The following is a 21,878-nucleotide window of genomic DNA, read 5'->3' on the forward strand; positions in this document are numbered from 1 at the left end:
CAATAAGGTAAAGACGTTGCATTCTCTGAAGTACGAGTACCTGCACGCATTACTACCACCGAATGCGAGGGTTTGTCTACACGCTGAACTAGCGAATAGCTAGGTTTTTTTGTTATAACTGCTTTATTTGATCATCAGAAAGAGTCACTAGCTACCCTCTTATCCGAAAATCCTGATAATGGGCTAACTCGGTGAGCGGCTCTATCTGCATATCTGTCACTTTTGAAAAACGGCTTCCTTTTCGGACGGCTTCTAAAAAGTCATTTACCTCTTGCGGCTCACCTTCGACTTTCAACTCGACATGACCTTCATCTGTGTTGCGCACCCAGCCTTTCATCCCTCGATTCATGGCTTCTGCTTGGACAAAATAACGAAACCCGACTCCTTGCACCCGACCTTTTACAATGGCATGATAATGAATCAATGTCATCTCTCCTTTTTCCTCATCGTACCATAGCCATCGTCTGACCTTCACGAACCGACTATGCTTTGACTGTCAAAGCATGTAAAATAAAAGCAATCAGACAATCAAAGGAGATGGTGAGAGTGGGGCAGACAAGGTATGACATCGAAGGAATACAAGTAGGACTACCTATCACCACCTATGCGAATGGAAAAGAAATCAAAACAGCCATCAATAAAAAGCGTATTCACGAGCCTGTCTATTTGAGCAAACTTCATTTTGAGGGAGACGGTCAGGGTGATTTGGTTCATCACGGGGGCTATGATAAAGCCATCTGCGTCTTTCCATATGATCACTATGCTTACTTCGAGGAATTTTTAGGCGTTTCGTTACAGGAGGCAGCTTTTGGCGAGAATTTGACAGTACATCAGCTTGTGGAGACAGAAGTGCGTATTGGAGATGTGTTTCAGCTAGGAGAAGCGCTTGTTGAGGTCAGTCAGCCAAGACAGCCGTGTGTGAAGCTTTCGCTTAAGCACGGCAACATGAAGCTTGTGAAGGAAGTGCAGCAAACCGGATATACAGGCTTTTATTTACGTGTGTTGAAAGAAGGAATGGTCTCACCTGATGAATCACTTGTGTTAGTCGAAAAAGCGCCCCATTCCATCACGGTCCACGAAGTCAACGAAGTCAAATATCGTCCAGCAGATCCAAAGAGGCTGAAAGCCGTTCTTGAAGCAGATGCCTTGGCAGATGTGGTGAGGACGTCTTTAGAAAAACGAATTGAGCACATTTAAAAAAGCCGTACATCACACTAGATGTACGGCTTTTCAACATTTATGAGCTAAGTTTCTTTTGCTCAAGAAGATTTGCAAGGAAATAGGTTTTAAAGCTTTGAAGCTTTCTTCCTTCATGCTTGGTCACACCAAGCTTCTTTAATTCTTCGACATACCAGCCTTTGCTACCATAATGCACGATAGAAAACTCCTTTCAATGAAACTGCCTGCATTGTAACATCTCAAAAAAAGACGTGAAAAGTGTGCAGGTGTGAAGAAATGAAAACTGATTCTATCTGCCTATGATCCATGTATATGCTGGAAATGATGAATTATGAATTTGGCGGGTTGAGGGTGACAATGATCATACCGATCGTCATAATCATCAAGACAACGCCAAGATACGTCATCATGGATTGTTTTTTCTTGAAACCCACAACCGTTAAGATCATACTTTCGATGAAAAAGATGACACCTATGATGATGAACCACATATCAAATAAGACCCCTTTCACATATCTTTGCCTATTTTACCACAGGGGTTTTTGTTTAGTCGTGACAGATTCGTGAAAGGGACACGAAAAAATCCCCTCCAGTGAAGGAGGGGATTCGCTTGCTTACAGCTTTGTTAAAATAATCGGTTCGTCTTTTGTGATCACAATCGTATGCTCAATCTGTGCGACCAGGCTCTTATCAGGTGTTTTAAATGTCCAGCCATCATCAGCCTGATAAATGGATTCAGCATTTGTTGAAATGAAAGGCTCAAAAGCAATGACAGTGCCATTTTTAAATAAAGCATTGTCGAATGGGTCATAGTAGTTCAAAATATGATTCGGTGCTTCGTGCAAGCTCTTTCCAATGCCGTGTCCAGTCAGGTTTTTAATGACTGTAAACCCTTGCTCTTTTGCCGTGTTGTAGACCGCACGGCCAATTTGGTTTTGTCTTTTGCCCGCTTTCGCATGCTTCAATCCCTCAAGGAATGCATCCTCTGCACATTGGCATAATGCTTCAAGACGAGCATCACCTGTGCCTAATACGAAGGAAATTCCAGTATCGGAATAATATCCATCCAGTTCTGCCGAGATATCAATATTAATGAGGTCACCCTCTTGTAAAATGGTTTTATCACTCGGGATGCCGTGTGCAACTTCATCGTTAACGCTGATACAAGTCGTACCAGGGAAGTCATATTCCTTTTCAGGCGCCGAATTGGCTCCATGTTCTTCTAAAATTTTTTTCCCAATCAAATCTAATTCTTTTGTAGTCATGCCTGGCTTCGCTTGGCTTTTCATTTCTTCTCTTGCCAAAGCGACAATTCGGCCGACTTTTTTTAAGGCTTCTAACTCATGATCATGTTTGACAATCACTGTTCATTCCCGCTTTCTATAACTTCAGTCTATTCAATAGCTTACCACATTTTACGCCAAAAGAGTAAAGGGTGGATTTCAACTCAATATGGACAAATTGGTATAGATAACTAGATGTGCATATGATATATTTTTTATGAGCATCATGAGAGATTTGTTCATGGTGATGACGAAGGGGGGAGAAATGAAATGGTGTTTCAGTTTTTTCAAAAGTTAGGAAAATCATTTATGCTTCCAATCGCTGTGCTGCCTGCAGCAGGTATTATTTTGGCTATTGGACGGGAGGATGTATTCAATATCCCGTTTATTCATGCGGCAGGAAATGCAATTTTTGCGAATTTGGCATTAATTTTTGCAATGGGTGTAGCGATCGGCATTTCAAAGGATGGTAACGGGGCAGCGGCGTTATCAGGGGCGATCTCTTATTTTATTTTGTCAGCAGGAACAACGTCAATCAATTCGACCAACAATATGGGGGTATTGGGCGGTATTTTATGCGGGCTCTTGGCAGGTTACGTTTACAATAAATTTAAGGATACGAAACTGCCGGAATACTTAGGTTTCTTTAGTGGCAGGCGGCTTGTGCCAATTATGACAGCACTTTTCACCATTGTATTAGCAGCCGTTTTCGGATATGTGTGGCCTCCAATTCAAAGTGTGATCAATGACTTAGGGGAATGGATTTTAAGTCTTGGTGCAACGGGTGCCGGACTGTTTGGTTTCTTTAACCGGTTGCTCATCCCACTAGGACTTCATCATGTCCTTAATAACTTATTTTGGTTTCAATTCGGGGAATTCAACGGGGCAACAGGTGATTTAGCGCGATTCTTTAAAGGAGATCCAAGTGCGGGTGTCTTTATGACAGGATTCTTCCCAGTGATGATGTTTGGTCTGCCAGCGGCATGTCTTGCTATGGTTGTGACAGCAAAGCCTGAAAAGCGAAAAGCAACAGCTGGCCTCATGATTGGAATGGCGCTGACGTCATTTATTACAGGGATCACAGAACCAATTGAATTTTCATTTATGTTCTTATCTCCACTTTTATATGGTGTCCATGCCATATTAACAGGTCTTTCGCTCTTTATTGTGAATACGTTAGGGATTCATAGCGGCTTTGCCTTTTCAGCCGGTGCGATTGATTACGTCTTAAGCTTTGGTATTGCTCAAAAACCAATCATGTTACTTGTGGTTGGGGTGATTTATGGCGTTATTTACTTTATCGTTTTCTATTTCCTCATTAAACTGTTGAAGCTAAAAACACCGGGCAGAGAAGATGATGACATTGAAGATATTTCAGCGGATGATACACATACTGCCGGAGCAAGTATGCTCGTAGAGGGGCTTGGCGGCAAAGACAATATCACCACGATTGATCATTGTGCTACACGCCTTCGCTTAACAGTAGAGAATACGGATTTATTGAACGAAGGTACATTGAAAAAAGCAGGTGCCAAAGGGATACTGACGTCAGGGAAAACATCTGTACAAATCATCATTGGAACAAATGTCGAATTTGTCGCAGATGATCTCCGCAAGGAAGTTGATCAAGATTAAAAAAGAGCGTTCAGCCAGATCAAATGGGCTGGACGTTTTTTTTGTTTGCGCTGGTCGATCACAAGTACAATACTGATCACAACTAGTAAAAACCATGACACTCGCATACATACACCCGCTATGGTCCCGAAATAACTGTTGCGGATATCGCAACGGAAAAGTTTACCTCAACTAGATATTCGTGAACAATTTATGAATATATATGTGAAAAAGATCACAAATGAAAAATCACATAGTATAATAAGATCATAAAGAATATGTGAAATATTTCACATAAATAAAAAGGAGGCATCATCATGTTTACAAAATTCTTACAAACAAATGTGTGGGCAGCCGTTATTCTTTTGGCAGCAAGACTTTATATCGGATGGACTTGGCTGACATCTGGTATTGGAAAACTAACAGGCGGATTCGATGCATCAGGATATTTGCAATTTGCCATATCTGAACCTGTTGTGAAAGATGGTCATCTTGTTTATCCGTTCTATGTCGGGTTTTTAGAACATGTCGCACTGCCAAATGCCGGGCTATTCAGTGCCATGGTCATGTGGGGAGAAATCTTAGTCGGTCTAGGGTTAATCATTGGATTGTTCACAACAACGGCAGCCTTTTTTGGAAGCGTGATGAATGTCTCTTTCTTACTAGCTGGAACCGTCTCTGTTAATCCGCTTCTTCTTCTCATTGCGATCATCATTATGGCAGCGAAAGGGAATGCCGGAAAATTTGGTCTTGATTATGTAGCAGCTCCAATGATCAAACGAACACTGAAAAGAAAGCCGCATTTAGAAGTGGCATCATCATAAAGAAGATCCTCCTGAGCTTATGCTCAGGAGGATTTTTTTATTTAGGAGCCGGCTTTGATGATTTGTCCTTTAGGCGCCAGCTCATAAATACTATTTAGCGCGTCCTTTGGACCTTGAGGAATGGATTGTGCTGAAATCGCAGGGCTGAAACTGAATAAGGTGGAAGAAGCGAGTGAAGCGGTCACGACAAAAGCTGCTGATCAATAAACCCCTCCTTCTTTTCCTATACCCGCATCCATGAGGATGAAACGAAAAATCCCCAGCTGATCCGAGATCGGCTGGGGATTGAAATGAGAAAGTTATTTTGAAGACGAGCTGGATTCATCTTTGGCGGAAGAGGAATCTTCTTCGTCCTGTACTTTCTTTGTATAGTCATATTCATTTCGGTCAATTGGTGTAAAGCCTTTAGGCTTGTAGAAACGGAGTAAATCTTCTGTGACAATCTTATCAGATGTCTCTAGCATCTTTTTCACCGTTTCGTTTTCTTGTGATGCCTTTTTAGTCGGCTCGATTTTTTCACCTGTTTTGTTGCTGTAATAGTTGTTGCCTACTTTCGTGTAGTCCCTTGACACGAAGTCACCATTTCTAAATGGTACAAGCTCTTTAAAGTTCTTCGATAAGATATCAGAACCAGACATTAAATAGTTCTTCGTATCATAGCCGAGCAGGTGCAAAAGGGTTGGAGCCACATCTACTTCACCAGAGTATTTATGAATCTGTCCACCTTTTACGCCTGGTACATGAATAAAGAGCGGCACACGCATGAGCTGGGCATTTTCATAATCTCCAATTTTTTGTCCTGTCACTTTTTCCATGGCGTCATTATGATTTTCTGAAATGCCGTAATGGTCTCCGTACATAATGACCACTGTGTTGTCATATAGACCAGACTTTTTCAAGTCAGTGAAGAACTGCTCAATGGCTTCATCTAAATAATGAGCTGATTGGAAATAGTTATCGACGACAGAGTCTCCGAAATCACCGGGTTCAAAATCAGTATCACCTTCATCCATACCAAATGGAAAATGGTTCGATAACGTAATGAATTTCGAATAAAACGGCTGTTTCAGATTTTTAAGCATTGGCATGGATTCTTTGAAGAACGGTTTGTCTTTCAAACCATAATTCTTCGTATCTTGCTCGTTCATATCGTAGTATTCAGAATCGTAAAATCTGTCATATCCAAAGGACTTAAACATTTCATTACGGTTCCAGAAGGTTTTCGTATTCCCGTGAAATTCTGCTGACGTGTATTGATCCTTCTTCAAAATGCCGGGAAGTGCCTGGTACGTGTTTTGAGCTTTGTTAATAAACACGGAGCCTTGGGATAAGGGGAATAGCCCTGTATCCATCATAAATTCCGCATCAGACGTCTTTCCTTGTCCTGTTTGATGGAAGAAGTTATCAAAGTAAAACGTTTGGTTGTCATGAGCCAATGAATTCAGGAATGGAGTGACTTCTTTTCCATTCACTTTATAATCAATGACAAAGTTTTGCAGAGATTCAAGAGAAATCGTAATGACGTTCATGCCTTTCGCTTTCCCATAATAGGCAGGGTTAGGATCAGCGCTGTTCGCCTTTAAATAATTCTCTACATCTGTTACATCATTTGAATTTGCCAGAGCACGCTGGCTGTTTGATTTCACATTTTGAATGGCATCAAACACAGTAAAGTTATAAGCACCTAAATATTTGACTAAATAATTGCGGTCGAACGATCTTGATAAAAGCTCTGGACGATCAATCTCTGCAGCGACTAAGTTGAGCACAAAGATTACAACAGAGGACACAAGGACGAGTCTAAACGATTTTGACTTTTGAACAGGTACAGTCGCTGTACTTGTTTGCTGCCTTTTCATGCGGACTGCGAGTACGATCAAAATGATTGTATCGATAAAGTAAAACACATCAGTCCAACGCATGAGTGAAAATGCACTATCACCTAATTGTCCGCCATTCGTTCCTGCCTGCATCACTGTAGGCAGCGTGATAAAGTCATTGAAGAATCGATAGTACACGATGTTTGCGTAAAGTAAAAAAGACATGAAAAAGTGAATCACAATGATAGCGGCAGGCTGCCATTTTTTCTTGAACAATAAACCAAAGCCAAGAAAGAACAAGCTGGAGCTAATAGGATTCACGAAAAGCAAAATATGCTGAAGTACATTGGATATACCAAGTTTAAATTCAATTAAATACGCTGAATATGTTTTGAGCCACAGTAAGATGGCTGCAATCACAAAGAAGCCGAGACCTCTTTTTTGAATAAATGTTTTCATATAAACACTCCTTTTCTCCGATACACGGAAGAGGCGGAACGAAAGAAAACGAACCATTAGAATATACCACGAAATGCACAAATAGAAAAGTCATAATCAGTGAACGGCGTGAACAGCCTGTCCTAGAAAGAAAGGAAGGAAATCGAAAATATTCGGCCGCCGAAAAACTTTTTGTGAAATCTATCCTGATATTAACAGAAAATTCTGTAATTCCCCTGTTGCTATATCAATAAAACAGGCAAAAAGACACAAGTCTAAAGAATCAATTTAATTTCTACAATGGTGTATTCAAGCGAATTTCCAGTGTTTATTAATGTTTATGCAGGTTAAGTAAAAAAAATGAGTGGAGGAACTGCTGAAGTGGTTGGATAAAAATCCCTCTTTAAAAATATATTGATATATTTTATTGTTTCACGAACATAATGGTTTTGATGTGTATTGTAAGGGTTTTTTTGATTTTGATGAATGAACAAATTATCTAAATATACTTAAGTGGACATTTCGACACTATAAACTTTTGAAACGGTGTCGATATAGACAGTGACAGGAAATCTTCCATTGAAAGGATTGATAGTATATGACTGTTCGAGCAGAGAATCTCGTTCAGAACTGGTTTCCGAGTGAGGACGGAAATGTAGAAGATCGGAAAGAACTCGTCAAATTAATGGAACAGATCATTTCAGGCGTCGATCACCTGAAGGATCCGAATCGTGCTCACCTAAAGGGTGAAAAGAATCGTGGGGAGGATTTTTACAAAAAACTCACTGAAACAAGTCAAATTCCGATGAACGGACAACAACCGGAACTTGTGAATGAAGAATTACTTAAGCTTTTACATAATCATCCATACCACACAAAGTATTTCTTCACGAACATTTTGCCAATGGCAAGTACACCAGGAATTTTAGGCATGCTGACGGCTATGCTGGTTAACGGAAACAACCTTTGGGATGTGTATGGGCCGGCAGGTGCGGAAGCTGAGGTCAGAGTGGTCTCAATGATGTCTAAGCTCATCGGATATGACCCAAGTGTGAGCGGAGGATACACAACATGGGGAGGTCAAGGGGCTATTTTCTCAGGGCTTCGTTTAGCGATTGCGAAAGTCGCACCGGAGTCATTACGAAAAGGTGTCCCGCAAAATCTTTATGCGTTTTGTTCTGATGCAGCACATTACAGCCTATTTAAGTCAATGGAAGCAACCGGACTTGGCACAGACAATTTAATCAGAATTAAGACGAATAAAGATCATTCAATGGATATGGAAGATTTGCGTTGTCAAATGGAGCATGTTGCTCAAAATGGCGGAATTCCCGTTTATATTGTAGCAACAACAGGAACAACAGATGCCATTGCAATTGATGATGTAAAAGGGGTACGTGAAACGGCAGAAGCCATTGCAGAGAAGTATGGTCTAAAGGTGCCGCATATTCATGCAGATTCGGCGCTTGGCGGATTCTTTGCTTTCTTTAATGAGTATGATGTGTCTGAAAACCCGCTGCAATTCTCAGACGGCGTTTTACGTATGCTAAAGGAAATCAAAGCGAAATTCCAGCATCTTTCTCTTGCAGACACGATGTGCTTCGATTTTCAAAAGCTCGGTCAAACCCCTTACACATCCAGTTTATTCTTAGTGAAAAATGCTGCTGACTTAAAGCGTTTGGATCTAGAAGAACAAGAAACACCATACGTTGGACATAGAGGATACGGGGAATACCATACGGGTTATACGCTTGAATGCTCAAGAATGGGAAGCTCAATCAGTATGCTAAGCGTGCTGTTAACATTTGGAGTTGAAGGATATCAGCGTTTGCTCGGTCAATTTTTAGAGGTGAACCTTGCATTCAGAGAAGCCCTTCGTCAGGAAATTCCGCAAGCAGAAGTCGTCAATGGTGACAACGTCGGAATGGCAACATTGTTTCGAATTTACTTAAACGGCTCTCCGCGTTTCCAAGAAGAAATTAGCGGCGAGGCAACTGCAATGGAAATTGAGCGGAACAATGAATTGAACAAAATGCTGTTTGAAAAGCTTGGAGAGAAAAGAGACGAAATGTTCTTTGGCGATACAACGAAGTTTTTACAGGTTCATGCGAAAGATGGTCAAGAATTCTATCTGAGTGTGAGTAAGTTTTTTGTCATCTCACCGTATACATTACCGGAGCACATTCCTCATATCATATCTTATTTAAAAGATGTGATCGCATCTGTTTGTGGACAATTTGAAAGTGTACAAGCTTAAATTAAATCTGAGAGTGGAGATGTAGAAAAAAATGGCGAAACCAGGAAAATTTGGAGGGTTAACTATTTCTTCCAAAATTATGTCAGTCGTTGTCGGAACATTACTCGCAACCGTTGCATTATTCGTTCTAACATTTTATTTAGTCAGCCAAGATTTATCATCCCAGTTATTAAAGCAATTTGACTATCGATTAACGACAGATATTGATACAGCTAAAAATGAAATCGATGATATTGATGGAAACGTCTTAAGCATTAGCGGGAAGGATGATCCGCTTTATGTGAATACCAAAAAGAAAATCACCGAGCTTCAAGAAAATCATTCGCTTGAGAACTTATACGTGTTATCAAATAAGGATGGCAAGGAAAGAATCATTGTGTTAACTGGGCAAGATGATGATTTTGGCCAAGATTATAAATTTACAAAAGAAATGAATGAAGCCATTTCTAATAATCAAATCGTAAAAAGTGATATTTACCATGATTCATATGGAACACATAAATCGGTCTTTCTGCCAATCAAAGATTCAGATGGAGAGCTGACTGGGATTTTAGGGATTGATTTAGATGCATCTGTTGTGCCTGAAACAACGAAGAAGCTGACGATTTATATCGCGTTGGCATCTACCATTGTGCTCATCGGCGGATTACTCTTCTCCTTTATCATGGGAAGAAGAATTGCGAAACCAGCACGTTCATTGATGGAATCCGCGAACCGAATTGCAGATGGCGATTTAACTGGAACGGTACAGGTTGAAAGTAAAGATGAGATTGGTCAATTAGCGGCTTCCTTCCAGAAAATGCAGGGACGGATCAAAGAGCTCATTGGGAAAATCTCAAACTCATCAAGTGAAGTCTCCAAAATGTCTTCACAGCTTCGCATCGTGACGAACGAATCAAGTCAAAGTGCGCAGCAAGTATCAGAAGCGATGACGAATATGAGTGAAGGCATTAATGACTCTGTAGCAAACATTACGGAATGCACAACCTCCGTTGCGGAAATTGATACTCAAATTGAAGGTGTAACGAAAGAAGTAGATGAAATGACATCTGTTTCATCAGCAGTACAAGAGCAGTCAGAATCTGGTCAAAAACTGGTGCAGCATGTCCTAGAGCATCTCAATGTGTTACACGACATGATGACAAGCTCAAAGCAGGCAGCAGAAGAATTACAATCGCATTCAACTAAAATTGAAAGTGTCATCTCGATTATTACAGACATTTCAGCGCAAACGAACTTGCTTGCACTGAATGCTTCTATTGAAGCGGCACGTGTCGGAGAAGAAGGAAAAGGATTTGCTGTTGTGGCTGATGAAGTGCGGAAGTTAGCTGAGCAATCAGCTGATGCGGCTAAAACGGTCTCAGATCTGGTCATTGGCACACAGGAAAACAGTCAGCGTGTCCTTGAAAGCGTAGAGGAAAGCAGTAAAGCAGTGGAAGAAGGACGTGAGCAAATGAAAGGCACCTCACAGAACTTCGCTGGTATTTACGACGGAGTGTCTCAATTTGCAAGCAGAACGAACAATTTGCTTCAATCCATTAAGCAGGTAGAACGAGCATATCAAACGATTTCTACCTCGATTGAACAAATTTCGGTTGTGTCAGAAGAACATGCTGCAAGCTCTCAGGAAGTTGCAGCAGCAACAGAACAGCAAAGCGCTGGCATGCAGCAAATTTCAAGTGCGATTGAACAGCTCTCTGACATGTCAGAGGACTTGGCACAAATGGTATCTACCTTTAAAATTGATAATAAATAACGAGAAAGCTGGCTCTTGTGAGAGAGTCAGCTTTTTTGCTATGCTTAATCAAATACAGACGATCGGAAAGGAAGAAGTATCATGGATTTTGCGCAGAGATTGTCAGAGGAACGGATCAAAAAGGCGATGGACAATGGGGCTTTTGAAGGTCTGTCAGGCTTTGGAAAACCTCTGCCAAAAGATGATGCTGCTCATGTACCTGAAGAGCTGAGGATGGGCTATCGAATCATGAAAAATGCTGGTTTTGCTGGTGAAGAAACAGCATTGAAAAAAGAACTGTTGACAGTCAAAGAGTTACTGAAAACCAGTATAGATGAGGAAGAAAGAAAAAAACTCACTCTCGTATGCGAAGAAAAACAAAAACGCCTGGATGAACTCACATCCAAGCGACAAACATTTGCTCGTCCAGCCGCCTCCTTTTATAAACATACGGTCTACGAAAAATTAACGGAGCATAAAAAAAGATGATGACACGTTGCCTCTCCCTGAGCACATTGGGGGAGCTTTTTTTTATGAAAGCGCTACATTTTGTTGTTGACTACATGTATATACAAATATAAAATATGAAGTAAACATGTATATACAAGTTTTTTGGTTCTTTTTTCTTATAAAAAAAACGGTCTCGGAGGGGATAGCATGGCTGATTATCAGGCAGCAGCAGATCAGATTGTGAAAGCCATTGGCGGCAAAGAGAACATTCATCAAGCAACACATTGTGTAACAAGGCTTCGCTTTGTGTTGAAGGATGAAGGAAAGGTGGATGAGAAAGCCCTCGAACAAATTGATGAAGTGAAGGGATCTTTCTCAGCGAATGGCCAATACCAAGTGGTCATTGGTCAAGGGGTTGTCAATCGGGTATATGCCGAAATGGTCAAACAGACGGGAATCGGCGAAGCGACGAAAGAGGACGTCAAGCGTGCCTCTGATCAGAAATTAAATCCTTTGCAGCGTGCAGTGAAAACGCTTGCGGATATCTTCATTCCAATCCTTCCAGCTATCGTCACAGCCGGTTTATTGATGGGGATTAATAATATTTTAACAGCTCCTGATATTTTCTTTGATCAAAAATCCATTGTGGATGTGTATCCGGCATGGGCGGATTTAGCGAATATGATCAATTTGATTGCAGGCACTGCCTTTACCTTCTTGCCAGCATTAATTGGCTGGTCGGCTGTGAAGCGGTTTGGGGGAAATCCGCTTTTAGGGATGGTCCTTGGACTGATGCTTGTACATCCTGATCTGTTAAACGCATGGGGGTATGGAGCAGCGGAAAAGACGGGTGACATTCCTGTCTGGAATTTGTTTGGACTTGAAGTGCAGAAGGTAGGATATCAAGGGCAGGTTCTTCCGATACTTGTCGCCTCCTATTTGCTTGCAAAGCTTGAAATATGGATAACAAAGCGGACGCCTGAAAGTATTCAGCTGTTAGTCGTTGCACCGATTACGTTATTACTCATTGGATTTTTATCGTTTATCGTCATTGGTCCTGTCACATTTGCGATCGGAAACGTTTTAACATCTGGACTTGTCACCGTATTCCAGCAATTCGCAGCACTTGGCGGTCTTTTATACGGCGGATTGTATGCAGCGCTAGTCATTACAGGAATGCACCATACGTTCCTAGCTGTTGATATTCAGCTGATTAACTCAAAGTTGCACGGCACGTTCCTATGGCCAATGCTTGCACTATCCAATATTGCTCAAGGATCAGCTGCACTTGCGATGATGTTTGTCTTAAAAGATGAAAAGCAAAAAGGACTCTCGCTGACATCAAGTATTTCCGCTTATTTAGGCATTACCGAGCCTGCGATGTTCGGGGTCAACTTGCGCTATAGATTCCCGTTTATCTTTGCCCTGATCAGCTCAGGAATAGCTGGTATGTTTATTGCCTCTCAAGGAGTGCTGGCAAGCTCAGTCGGCGTTGGAGGCATTCCTGGGATCTTCTCGATCATTCCGAAATATTGGGGGGCATTTGCCATCGGAATGGTGATTGTGCTAATCGTCCCATTCATCGGTACCTTTTTATATGCAAAACTAAAAAAGAAAAAGGATGTATCACAAGAACTTAACTAGTGGTGGTGAAGGAATTTGAATCAACAAACAAACGAACCGTGGTGGAAAAAAGCGGTGGTCTATCAAATTTATCCAAAAAGCTTTTTAGATACAACGGGCTCTGGCACAGGTGATATCAATGGTGTGACAAAGAAGCTCGACTATATCAAAGAGCTGGGGGCGGATTGCATTTGGCTGACCCCAATGTATGAGTCACCGCAGCATGACAACGGCTATGATATTAGTGATTATCGAAAAATACATGACATGTACGGCACAATGGCTGATTTTGAACACATGTTGAAGGAAGCGCATCAACGTGAAATCCGTGTCATCATGGATATAGCAGTCAATCATACATCCATTTTCCATGAATGGTTTCAGGCCTCCCGAGAGTCGAAGGATAACCCTTATCGCGATTATTATATTTGGAAAGAGCCAAAAGCGGATGGCTCTCCGCCGAATGATTGGCAGTCAAAATTTGGCGGCCCAGCTTGGGAGCTAGATGAAGCGACAGGTGACTATTATCTTCATTTATATGATGTCACCCAGGCGGATCTCAATTGGGAGCATGATGAGGTGCGTAAGCAAGTATACGACATCATGCACTTTTGGTTTGAAAAAGGAATTGATGGGTTCAGGCTGGATGTCATCAATAATATTTCTAAGGATCAGCGCTTTTTAGATGACGCCGGGCAATCAGTACAAGGGGACGGCCGCATGTATTATACAGATGGTCCGAGAATTCATGAGTTTTTGCACGAAATGAATCAAGAGGTATTTTCGAAATACGATAGTATGACAGTGGGAGAAATGTCTTCAACGAATATTGCAGACTGCATCCGGTATACAAGACCTGATCGGCAGGAACTGGATATGACGTTTAACTTTCATCATTTAAAGGTCGATTATCCAAACGGTGAGAAATGGGCCATTGCCCCATTTGATTTTCTAGAGTTGAAATCGATTCTGTCAGAATGGCAGACAAAAATGCATGAGGGCGGCGGCTGGAATGCACTATTCTGGTGCAATCATGACCAGCCGCGCATCGTCTCAAGGTACGGTGATGATGGCATGTACCATCAGCAATCAGCGAAGATGCTTGCGACCACCATTCATTTGATGCAAGGTACTCCATATATTTATCAAGGCGAGGAAATTGGCATGAAGAATCCTCGCTTTGAGGACATTTCGTCTTACCGTGATATCGAATCACTGAATATGTACGAAGTGATGCTTGAAAAAGGGAAAACAGAGGAAGAAGCACTGGCGATTTTACAGGTGAAATCAAGGGATAATGCCCGGACACCAATGCAATGGACTTCAGAAAAAAATGCGGGGTTCTCAAAAGGTACGCCTTGGATTGCGCCAGCCAAGAATGACATTTCAGTGGAAGCTGCATTAAAAGACCGAACTTCGATTTTCTACCATTATCAAGCTCTTTGCAGGCTGCGGAAAGAATATGATGTGATCACGTATGGAAGCTTTACTTTACTGCTGCCAGACGATCCAAAGATTTTTGCCTATGTCAGAGAAGGCCAAGAGGAGAAGATTCTCGTGATCAACCATTTCTACGCAGGTGAGGTGAACTTCACGCTTCCGATAGAGCTATTAAAGGATGCAGATGAGATGGAGGTTCAAGTTCTGTTATCCAATTATGAGGATGTGCCTGAAGATATCAAGGGCTTTACGTTGCGTCCATACGAGTCAATCGTTTATCATTTAACCAAACGCTAGAAAATGGGGCGGAGGGAAAATGAAAGAGAATAAGTTTCGAGTGATTTATGATCAGCTCGCTAGACGAATTGAACAAGGCGAATGGCAGGATAAAGGCATCCTCCCATCAGAGCATGAGCTGTCCGTCATGTATGATACGTCCCGTGAGACGGTGAGAAAGGCACTGAACATCCTTGTGCAAAATGGTTATATCCAAAAAATCCGCGGGAAAGGCTCCGTATTGCTGAATCGGGAGAAAATGCAATTCCCTGTTTCAGGTCTCGTCAGCTTTAAAGAGCTTTCCCAAACACTTGGACGGAAGACGGTGACAACTGTACATGAATTTGGTTTAATCAAACCGGATCAGTATATTCAATCTCAGCTGAAAATAAGTGGGCAGGAGGATGTTTGGGAAGTTATCCGCTCTCGCAATATCAGCGGAGAAGAGGTCATTTTAGACAAAGATTATTTTTTGCAAAAACATGTACAGGTATTGTCGAAGGACATTTGCGAAGGATCAATCTACGAGTATATTGAAGGAGAGCTTGGTGTCTCGATTAGTTACGCTCAAAAGGAATTTGTGGTCGAGCCGTGTACAGAAGAGGATGCGAAGTATCTTGATTTGAACGGATTTGATCATGTGGTGGTCGTGAAGAATTATGTGTTCTTGGAGGATACGAGCCTCTTTCAATACACAGAAAGCCGCCACCGGTTAGATCGTTTCAGATTCGTGGATTTTGCTAGAAGAGAAAAATAGAAGACAGAGCCTAGGCTCTGTCTATTTCTGGTTTTAGAGATACAAGGGGAATAAACAATGACAAGATCAAAACCACAGGAGGACAAATGATCAGACTGAATAGACCATTAAAATTAAGAGATTTAGAAATTTTTAGCGTGATGAAAGATCACAGGATTTTATGTTATGTCATCATTGAAGACACGCGAAAACCGTTTACGGAAGAAGATAGAAAATTAGAGCCGTTATGTTATATGGATGAAGAAGACATTCAAGCGATTTTGAATGTGTTTCATCTTTCAATTATTAGTGATGAACCTTTAAATAAAGATGATTTAACCCTTGTAAAATCGTACTTTGCTGACTTTGTGAACAATACGAGCTTAACGAATTTTATTACGAGAGAATATGTTCAAGCGGATTTATATGCCGTCGATGATGAAGATGACATCACGTTCTTTAATAGAATGCTGCGGCATATCGGATCAGATGATATGAAAGAATTTGACGATCGCAATTGGATTTATTTATCCCAGGATTGATGTTGAAATAAATAAAGGACAGAGCCGCTGCTCTGTCCTTTCAGCGTGTAGACAAACCCTCGCATTCTTTGTCAGTCCTGCGTGCCGGTGCTCACGAATCTTAAATTCGCTCCGCGCCGGTACTCGTCTTTCCTAGACTGCAAAGGTTTTCAGGTCACGCTGAAAAGAAGACAAAGGGCTAAAATCAAGATCATTTTAGCCCTTTGTCAATAATCTAAAAGGACAGAGCCGCTACTCTGTCCTTTTCTTTTAAGATGACATGTTGTTTCGTGTGCGCTTGCGCTGGTAGTAATAAAGAATACCGCCTGAGGCAAGCATGAGCAAGCCAATTAATACAGTTGTATACATCATTGTCGCGGTATTTGGCAGTATGCCTCCTGGCAGGCCGCTTCCATCTTGACTTGGATCTGATCCGTCTGGAGCAGACGTTCCTGTTTGGTCTGGGACCGCTCCAGCTGCTTCGCTTTGATTGAGTACGGTGTATTCACTAAAGTGTGTGGTTTCACCTGTGACGACCCCATTTTCGAATGAACCATTACTTGTTTTGGCGTAACGATTTTTCTTGCGATCTACATAATAAACACCTGGTTTCTTCGCTTTTTCAGGCGCGTCTAATGTAAAGGAAAGTGTGACAGGATCTTTAAAGGTAGAGACACTTTTTTGATCTTGTTTGATTTGGAAATCATATGTGTCGGTTAGTGCATTTTTCACTTTATTTGTTTTCTTCATCCAGATATCCGCACTTTCCTCTGATAAATTGGAGAGCGGTAATTCCAGTCCGACTTTGTCATGATAGATGGTGACGTTTGGATCTTGTTCACGTTTCTTCAGTTCGGCTACTTGCGCTTTTGATAGAGACAATTGAACATTTTTTGCTTTGGCTGCTTTGTCTAAATAGAGCAATGCTTTATTTGTATGCTGGACATACGTTTGGAACTTTTCATCATCTTGAATGTCATAGGCGCCTTTTCCTTTCAAGCGAGGAAGAAACACTTCTTTCACTCGATGGTCGATGACAGGAGAAATATGACCGTCTGCCTGTTCAATTTGCTCCTTGAAAATCTCGTAGTCAACATAGCCTAAGTCTTCTCCATGAGAGGCTTCTGTAAAGACGCTGTAGCCATCACCGCCTGTGCCGACAAATGCGTTAGTCGCTACGCGGTATGTTTTCTGTTCATCAATGTCAGTCAGATTGCCATTTTGATCTTTCAATTTGACATCAATCAGTCTGCTACCAGCTGGTCTACTAAGTGTAAACGTATATTCAATACCGGCTACATGAGGGAATGCACCGCCGCCCTCTTCAATGCCTGAAAGCCCTTGTTCAAGCGCTTTTTTAATTTGACTGCCTTTTAAATCTGCGACATAAAGTGTGTTTCCAAAAGGCATCACCGTTAAAATATCACCTAATGTGATATCTCCTTTTTCAATGCTGCCTCGAATACCGCCGCCGTTTGTTATGGCAAGGTCAGCCCCGGCAGATTCTTGTGCTTTCTTTAGCATGCCATCTGCAATAAAGTTTCCAAGGTTCGTTTCCTTTGCACGGACGTGTTCACGCTGTCCATCTAAGAAGACGCTTGACGTCCCAACTTTTTCAGTTTTTAAATCTTGGATATCTGCCTTGTACTGATCAAGAATCGTTTTTGCGTCCGCATCTTCTTTCACAGAGTCGTCGATCGTGATGAGGTCAAAAGAAGATTCTTTTGGCTGTACGACGCCTTTTTTGTCAAAGGCCACGTCTACTTTTCCTAAAAATTGTCCGTAGTCTTTTACTTGCGCAACAATCGTTGGTTCTTTTTTATTGATGACCTTTAATTTTTCAACAAGGGTGTGGGTGTGACCACCAATGATTAAATCAATCCCGTCTACTTTTTTGGCTAACTCAAGATCACGGTTATAGCCGATGTGTGTTAACGCAATGATTTTATTGATTTTTTCTTCTGTTTGAATGGTGTTGACTGTTTCTTTTGCTTTCTTGTATGCATCTTGAAATTGAATGTTAGGACCACTGCTGGATGTAATGGCCGTGTCTTCAGTGGTTAAACCGAATAAAGCCACTTTTTCGCCATTTACATCAAGCAGAATGTAAGGGTAAATCCCGGCTTCTTTTTTCTCGCCAGCTTTGAATGTTGTTGGTTTTTTCACTAAGCTGCTTAACTGTTTTTCCTTAGAGACATCAACGTTTGATGACACAATTGGGAAGTTAGGTTTTTCAAATTGATGACGATTTTTAGCATCTACACTGGATGCATCACCTGTCAGGAATTGACGAAGGACAGATGGACCTTTGTCAAACTCATGATTCCCAAACGTCATAGCATCGTATTTCATCAAGTTCATCAGCTTTAAATCGGCAAGTCCTTGCCATTTTGTGAAATAGAGATCACCAGAGAAGACATCTCCAGCGTCTAATAAAATATTGTTTTCGCTTTGGGCGCGAACTTCTTTGATCTTGGTTGCGCGTCTGGCTGCATCATCCAGATGGGCATGTGTATCGTTTGTATGCATCACCGTTAAATGCCAATTGTCTGTTGCAGGTGGTTCTGTTGTACCATCATCTTTAAACGCTAGCTTGTACACGCCAAGTCCGTCTGTGCTGGCATTCCGAATAAAGTCGACGCTGCTTGATTTCTCTGCGAACGGTTTTGCAAGTAGAGAAGATTCAAAGGTGACTGTTGTGCCTTTTACTGGTTTAATGGACCAGTTTTGATCTGCGCTTGGGTTAATGGTTTTTTGTTCAATAATATAATCCATCAGCACTTGGCGGTTCTCATCTGCTGAGGCAAGCACGACTTTATCTTGTGTGAGGTGCGGGAAGCCTCCGCCGCCAGATGCACGGTAGTTGTTTGTCACGACTAAAAATTCTTGATTGTCAGAGACAGGCTTTCCGTTGTAAGACAAATTTTTGATGCGGTTCGCATCGGCATTGATCAGTGTGCCTGTTGTGCTGTATTTAGCAGGCTGTGTGACATCCACTTGGTACGTCACACCATCGATCACATCAAAGTTATACGAGCGATATTCTTCGTTTAAAATAGGCTGTTCATTAGATGTATTTGGTTTGATTTGGTTAAATTGGCCGGCAGACATCTCTAGCCAGTCTTTCACTTCACTGCCTTTTAGTTTCACAATTTGTACAGTGTTATCGTAAAGGTAGAGATCGCCAATGTTTTTAATTGCTAAATCACCTTTTGCGATATTTGTATAATAGTTTACACCGTTGCGGCCGCCGGCTTTAAATGGCGCACCCGCAGATAAAATCGGTAAGTTTTTGTATGAAGTATCCTTCATTTTTTCTTGGGCATACCATTTTTGTGCATCTGTCACGATTTGAATAGAAGGGTCATCCATGACTTGAGCAAAAAAGCTGTTAATGTCTGCTTCTGTTTTTCCAACAGGCTTTCTGACGTAATCCAGCGTATTTTGGTGAGTCGTTTGAATGGCATCTTTCACAGTGCTGTTTTGAGATGTCACTCCGGCAACAGATTCGATCTTGCCTGTTCCGTCTGTGACCTTCCAGTTGCTGCCGTCTGGCTCTAGTGTTAAATCAATGACGCCAAGGTAACTTCCCCAGTTTTTTGACATGACGACAGGAATGCCGTTAATGGTTCCCTTTGAGACATCAAATTTGTCTACGCCGCTATATTCAGCGCTTGGGAATGTGCCGTGCTGGTGGCCAGACACAATCGCATCAATGCCTGATGTTTTTGTAGCAAGGTCAAAGATCATATTTTCTGATCCTTTAGGTGAAGCTGTTTTTTCAATTCCTGTATGAGCAAGAGCGACGATGACATCTGCGCCTTTTGCTTTCATTTCTGGAATGGTTTCATTGGCAGACTCCACAATATCCTGCACTTGAACTTGTCCATCTAAATGCTTCTTATCCCACGTCATAATTTGTGGTGGTACGAATCCTATGTAACCGACTTTCACAGTTTGGGAGGCTCCGTTTGCATCTTTAAAGGTTTTATCCTGAATGACATAAGGAGTAAATCGGTGTTCTCCGTTTAACTTTTTGACGTTCGCATTGACAATCGGGAAGTTGGCGCCCGCAATGGTACCGTCAAGAAAAGATAAACCGTAGTTAAATTCATGATTGCCGAGTGTACCTGCATCATATTTTAATTTGTTGAGTGTATGAATAATGGGGTGAACCTTTGTTTGATTGATGATGCTGTCTTTTTCATTTTTATAAACGTATTCTCCAAGAGGGGTTCCTTGAATCAGGTCTCCGTTATCAACAAGGAGTGTATTGGGATTTTGTGAACGGTGCCTTTCAATCAGCTCGGCTGTCTTCGCCAAACCAAATTCATTTGTTTCTTTGTCGCTGTAGTAATCATAATTCATCATGTTCGCATGAACATCCGTTGTGGCTAAGATACTGACCTTTACGGCGCTGCCGCTTTCTGTTTCTGCATGAGTAGGTACTGCTGGGAGAATGAGACTAATCATCATCATGGAAGTGAGCAGAATAGACAAGTTTTTCCTTCGTTTAGACCTATGTGCTTGCTTCTTCACCTGATCTCCGCCTTTCTAATTTTTTTGACCACAATACCTATTGTAGAAATGTTTCGTTCACTTTTGTAGTTATTTTTTGCAGATTATTGTAAAGATAACATAAATCATACGAATTACCTTGTTAAGGGAATGTGAATGAGTCTAAATACTTATTTTTGTCATGAGGGGTTTTCTGATAGGGATAGGATGTTTGATCTTACTGCGCCGGGGTATAGTGTGTAGTGTAAACGATAATCAAGCAGGAGGGTTTCTACATGGGTAAGAAAATTGCAGTTGTATTAACAGATTACTTTGAGGATGTTGAATTCACCGAGCCTGCAAAAGCCTTTAAAGACGCAGGTCATGAGATCACAGTGATTGAAAATGAAAAAGGTAAAACAGTAAAAGGGAAGCAAGGAGAGGCAGAAGTGAGAGTGGATGCGTCTATTGATCACGTGAAGCCAGAAGACTTCGATGCACTTCTCATTCCTGGCGGATTCTCACCTGACATTCTGCGTGCAGATGACCGCTACGTGCAATTCACAAAAGCCTTTATGGACGAGAAAAAACCAGTATTTGCGATCTGCCATGGACCGCAATTGCTCATTACAGCGAAGACGCTGGAAGGAAGAGGCGCGACCGGCTATACATCCATTCAAGTGGATATGGAAAACGCAGGCGCGAAATTCAAAGACGAAGAAGTCGTCGTTTGTCAGGATCAGCTTGTGACAAGCCGCACACCAGACGACATTCCAGCATTTAACCGTGAAGCATTAAAACTGCTTGCGAAATAAGCGGCAGTTGTGACAGCATAAAAAAAGTCAGCACTTTTAACGGTGCTGACTTTTTCTGCGCATCATTCAAGATCATCTCGACATGCGCGGCAATTCTTTTTCCATTATGATTTTCTTAAGCTTTTCAGCTCGCTTGCAATGGCCTGCATTTCACTTGGGCTGAATGAAGATTTTTTCATCACCATTTGGTGAAGGAATTCAATATCTTCATACTTATCTGGACTGAAGTCCTCGGCTTTGATGACTCCAATGTTCAGCATGTTTAGCTTTTGCGAAATGTCTTCAATCAGCTGATTGACTTCAGCCGCTTTTGGCTGTGACAAGGGCGGCACGTCCTTTCCTGCATGTGTCGAATAATATGTCTATTTTA

At 41.6% G+C, this 21,878-nt stretch carries 19 protein-coding genes; 11 read left to right on the forward strand and 8 right to left on the reverse strand.

Annotation, left to right across the window (positions count from 1 at the left end; genetic code table 11):
• Positions 1 to 151 precede the first annotated feature (151 nt).
• A complete protein-coding gene (locus BA1_RS08215) occupies positions 152 to 424 on the reverse strand; it encodes an acylphosphatase (protein WP_034738815.1) in 273 nt (90 codons plus the stop codon).
• Between the two features lie 122 nt (positions 425 to 546).
• Between BA1_RS08215 and BA1_RS08220 the strand changes: the two genes are divergently transcribed.
• Positions 547 to 1,197 (forward strand): MOSC domain-containing protein, encoded by a 651-nt coding sequence (locus BA1_RS08220; RefSeq protein WP_008357674.1) that lies wholly within the window; start codon positions 547 to 549, stop codon positions 1,195 to 1,197.
• A 40-nt stretch (positions 1,198 to 1,237) separates the two neighbouring features.
• Here BA1_RS08220 and BA1_RS18650 read toward each other — a convergent pair whose 3' ends face one another.
• The 3 genes from BA1_RS18650 to map all read right to left on the reverse strand — a co-directional run bounded on the left by BA1_RS18650 (position 1,238) and on the right by map (position 2,543).
• Complete coding sequence (locus BA1_RS18650; protein ID WP_008357676.1) at positions 1,238 to 1,375, reverse strand: YflJ family protein; 138 nt, start codon at positions 1,373 to 1,375, stop codon at positions 1,238 to 1,240.
• 133 nt (positions 1,376 to 1,508) lie between these two features.
• On the reverse strand, positions 1,509 to 1,670 hold the full coding sequence (locus BA1_RS19285) for a hypothetical protein (protein ID WP_008357678.1): 162 nt from the start codon (positions 1,668 to 1,670) through the stop codon (positions 1,509 to 1,511).
• Between the two features lie 123 nt (positions 1,671 to 1,793).
• Complete coding sequence (gene map / locus BA1_RS08225; protein WP_008357679.1) at positions 1,794 to 2,543, reverse strand: type I methionyl aminopeptidase; 750 nt, start codon at positions 2,541 to 2,543, stop codon at positions 1,794 to 1,796.
• A gap of 189 nt (positions 2,544 to 2,732) precedes the next feature.
• Between map and nagE the strand changes: the two genes are divergently transcribed.
• Both nagE and BA1_RS08235 read left to right on the forward strand, forming a co-directional pair.
• On the forward strand, positions 2,733 to 4,097 hold the full coding sequence (gene nagE / locus BA1_RS08230; RefSeq protein ID WP_034738818.1) for an N-acetylglucosamine-specific PTS transporter subunit IIBC: 1,365 nt from the start codon (positions 2,733 to 2,735) through the stop codon (positions 4,095 to 4,097).
• Positions 4,098 to 4,393: 296 nt separating this feature from the next.
• On the forward strand, positions 4,394 to 4,900 hold the full coding sequence (locus tag BA1_RS08235) for a DoxX family protein (protein WP_008357683.1): 507 nt from the start codon (positions 4,394 to 4,396) through the stop codon (positions 4,898 to 4,900).
• A 41-nt stretch (positions 4,901 to 4,941) separates the two neighbouring features.
• On the opposite strand, the gene BA1_RS19005 is transcribed toward BA1_RS08235, so the two are convergent.
• Positions 4,942 to 5,085, reverse strand: a complete 144-nt coding sequence (locus BA1_RS19005; protein ID WP_237739203.1) for a hypothetical protein — start codon at positions 5,083 to 5,085, stop codon at positions 4,942 to 4,944.
• A 114-nt stretch (positions 5,086 to 5,199) separates the two neighbouring features.
• Positions 5,200 to 7,179: a lipoteichoic acid synthase gene (ltaS, locus tag BA1_RS08240; RefSeq protein WP_008357685.1), complete on the reverse strand. Its 1,980-nt coding sequence runs from the start codon at positions 7,177 to 7,179 to the stop codon at positions 5,200 to 5,202.
• Between the two features lie 577 nt (positions 7,180 to 7,756).
• On the opposite strand from ltaS, the gene BA1_RS08250 reads away from it, so the two are divergent.
• The 7 genes from BA1_RS08250 to BA1_RS08280 all read left to right on the forward strand — a co-directional run bounded on the left by BA1_RS08250 (position 7,757) and on the right by BA1_RS08280 (position 16,217).
• A complete protein-coding gene (locus tag BA1_RS08250) occupies positions 7,757 to 9,415 on the forward strand; it encodes a pyridoxal phosphate-dependent decarboxylase family protein (protein ID WP_008357687.1) in 1,659 nt (552 codons plus the stop codon).
• A 31-nt stretch (positions 9,416 to 9,446) separates the two neighbouring features.
• Positions 9,447 to 11,171 (forward strand): methyl-accepting chemotaxis protein, encoded by a 1,725-nt coding sequence (locus tag BA1_RS08255; protein WP_008357689.1) that lies wholly within the window; start codon positions 9,447 to 9,449, stop codon positions 11,169 to 11,171.
• A gap of 81 nt (positions 11,172 to 11,252) precedes the next feature.
• Positions 11,253 to 11,639 carry a DnaJ family domain-containing protein gene (locus BA1_RS08260; RefSeq protein ID WP_008357691.1) on the forward strand — a complete coding sequence of 129 codons (387 nt, stop codon included), beginning with the start codon at positions 11,253 to 11,255 and terminating at the stop codon, positions 11,637 to 11,639.
• Positions 11,640 to 11,807: 168 nt separating this feature from the next.
• Positions 11,808 to 13,244: a PTS system trehalose-specific EIIBC component gene (gene treP, locus BA1_RS08265; RefSeq protein ID WP_008357693.1), complete on the forward strand. Its 1,437-nt coding sequence runs from the start codon at positions 11,808 to 11,810 to the stop codon at positions 13,242 to 13,244.
• A 15-nt stretch (positions 13,245 to 13,259) separates the two neighbouring features.
• The gene (gene treC / locus BA1_RS08270; protein ID WP_008357695.1) at positions 13,260 to 14,960 is read left to right on the forward strand and encodes an alpha,alpha-phosphotrehalase; all 1,701 of its coding nucleotides are present in this window, start codon (positions 13,260 to 13,262) and stop codon (positions 14,958 to 14,960) included.
• Between the two features lie 19 nt (positions 14,961 to 14,979).
• On the forward strand, positions 14,980 to 15,696 hold the full coding sequence (treR, locus tag BA1_RS08275) for a trehalose operon repressor (protein WP_008357697.1): 717 nt from the start codon (positions 14,980 to 14,982) through the stop codon (positions 15,694 to 15,696).
• Positions 15,697 to 15,782: 86 nt separating this feature from the next.
• Positions 15,783 to 16,217 carry a hypothetical protein gene (locus BA1_RS08280; protein WP_008357700.1) on the forward strand — a complete coding sequence of 145 codons (435 nt, stop codon included), beginning with the start codon at positions 15,783 to 15,785 and terminating at the stop codon, positions 16,215 to 16,217.
• 249 nt (positions 16,218 to 16,466) lie between these two features.
• Here the strand turns inward: BA1_RS08280 and BA1_RS08285 are convergent, their stop codons facing one another.
• Complete coding sequence (locus BA1_RS08285; RefSeq protein WP_008357702.1) at positions 16,467 to 20,735, reverse strand: multifunctional 2',3'-cyclic-nucleotide 2'-phosphodiesterase/3'-nucleotidase/5'-nucleotidase; 4,269 nt, start codon at positions 20,733 to 20,735, stop codon at positions 16,467 to 16,469.
• A gap of 254 nt (positions 20,736 to 20,989) precedes the next feature.
• Between BA1_RS08285 and BA1_RS08290 the strand changes: the two genes are divergently transcribed.
• The gene (locus BA1_RS08290; protein WP_008357704.1) at positions 20,990 to 21,508 is read left to right on the forward strand and encodes a type 1 glutamine amidotransferase domain-containing protein; all 519 of its coding nucleotides are present in this window, start codon (positions 20,990 to 20,992) and stop codon (positions 21,506 to 21,508) included.
• Between the two features lie 104 nt (positions 21,509 to 21,612).
• On the opposite strand, the gene BA1_RS08295 is transcribed toward BA1_RS08290, so the two are convergent.
• Positions 21,613 to 21,831, reverse strand: coding sequence for a DUF1128 domain-containing protein (locus BA1_RS08295; protein ID WP_008357705.1), 219 nt, complete (start codon positions 21,829 to 21,831; stop codon positions 21,613 to 21,615).
• Positions 21,832 to 21,878: the final 47 nt, after the last annotated feature.

Origin of the sequence: Bacillus xiamenensis, from assembly GCF_000300535.1 — a bacterium.
Lineage (GTDB): Bacteria > Bacillota > Bacilli > Bacillales > Bacillaceae > Bacillus > Bacillus xiamenensis.

Coding starts and splice junctions, on each gene's coding strand:
- BA1_RS08250 (WP_008357687.1), top strand. CDS start 7,757: ATGACTGTTCGAGCAGAGAATCTCGTTCAGAACTGGTTTCCGAGTGAG.
- treR (WP_008357697.1), top strand. CDS start 14,980: ATGAAAGAGAATAAGTTTCGAGTGATTTATGATCAGCTCGCTAGACGA.
- BA1_RS19285 (WP_008357678.1), bottom strand. CDS start 1,670: ATGTGGTTCATCATCATAGGTGTCATCTTTTTCATCGAAAGTATGATC.
- BA1_RS08235 (WP_008357683.1), top strand. CDS start 4,394: ATGTTTACAAAATTCTTACAAACAAATGTGTGGGCAGCCGTTATTCTT.
- BA1_RS08255 (WP_008357689.1), top strand. CDS start 9,447: ATGGCGAAACCAGGAAAATTTGGAGGGTTAACTATTTCTTCCAAAATT.
- BA1_RS08280 (WP_008357700.1), top strand. CDS start 15,783: ATGATCAGACTGAATAGACCATTAAAATTAAGAGATTTAGAAATTTTT.
- nagE (WP_034738818.1), top strand. CDS start 2,733: ATGGTGTTTCAGTTTTTTCAAAAGTTAGGAAAATCATTTATGCTTCCA.
- treP (WP_008357693.1), top strand. CDS start 11,808: ATGGCTGATTATCAGGCAGCAGCAGATCAGATTGTGAAAGCCATTGGC.
- BA1_RS08260 (WP_008357691.1), top strand. CDS start 11,253: ATGGATTTTGCGCAGAGATTGTCAGAGGAACGGATCAAAAAGGCGATG.
- ltaS (WP_008357685.1), bottom strand. CDS start 7,179: ATGAAAACATTTATTCAAAAAAGAGGTCTCGGCTTCTTTGTGATTGCA.
- BA1_RS08290 (WP_008357704.1), top strand. CDS start 20,990: ATGGGTAAGAAAATTGCAGTTGTATTAACAGATTACTTTGAGGATGTT.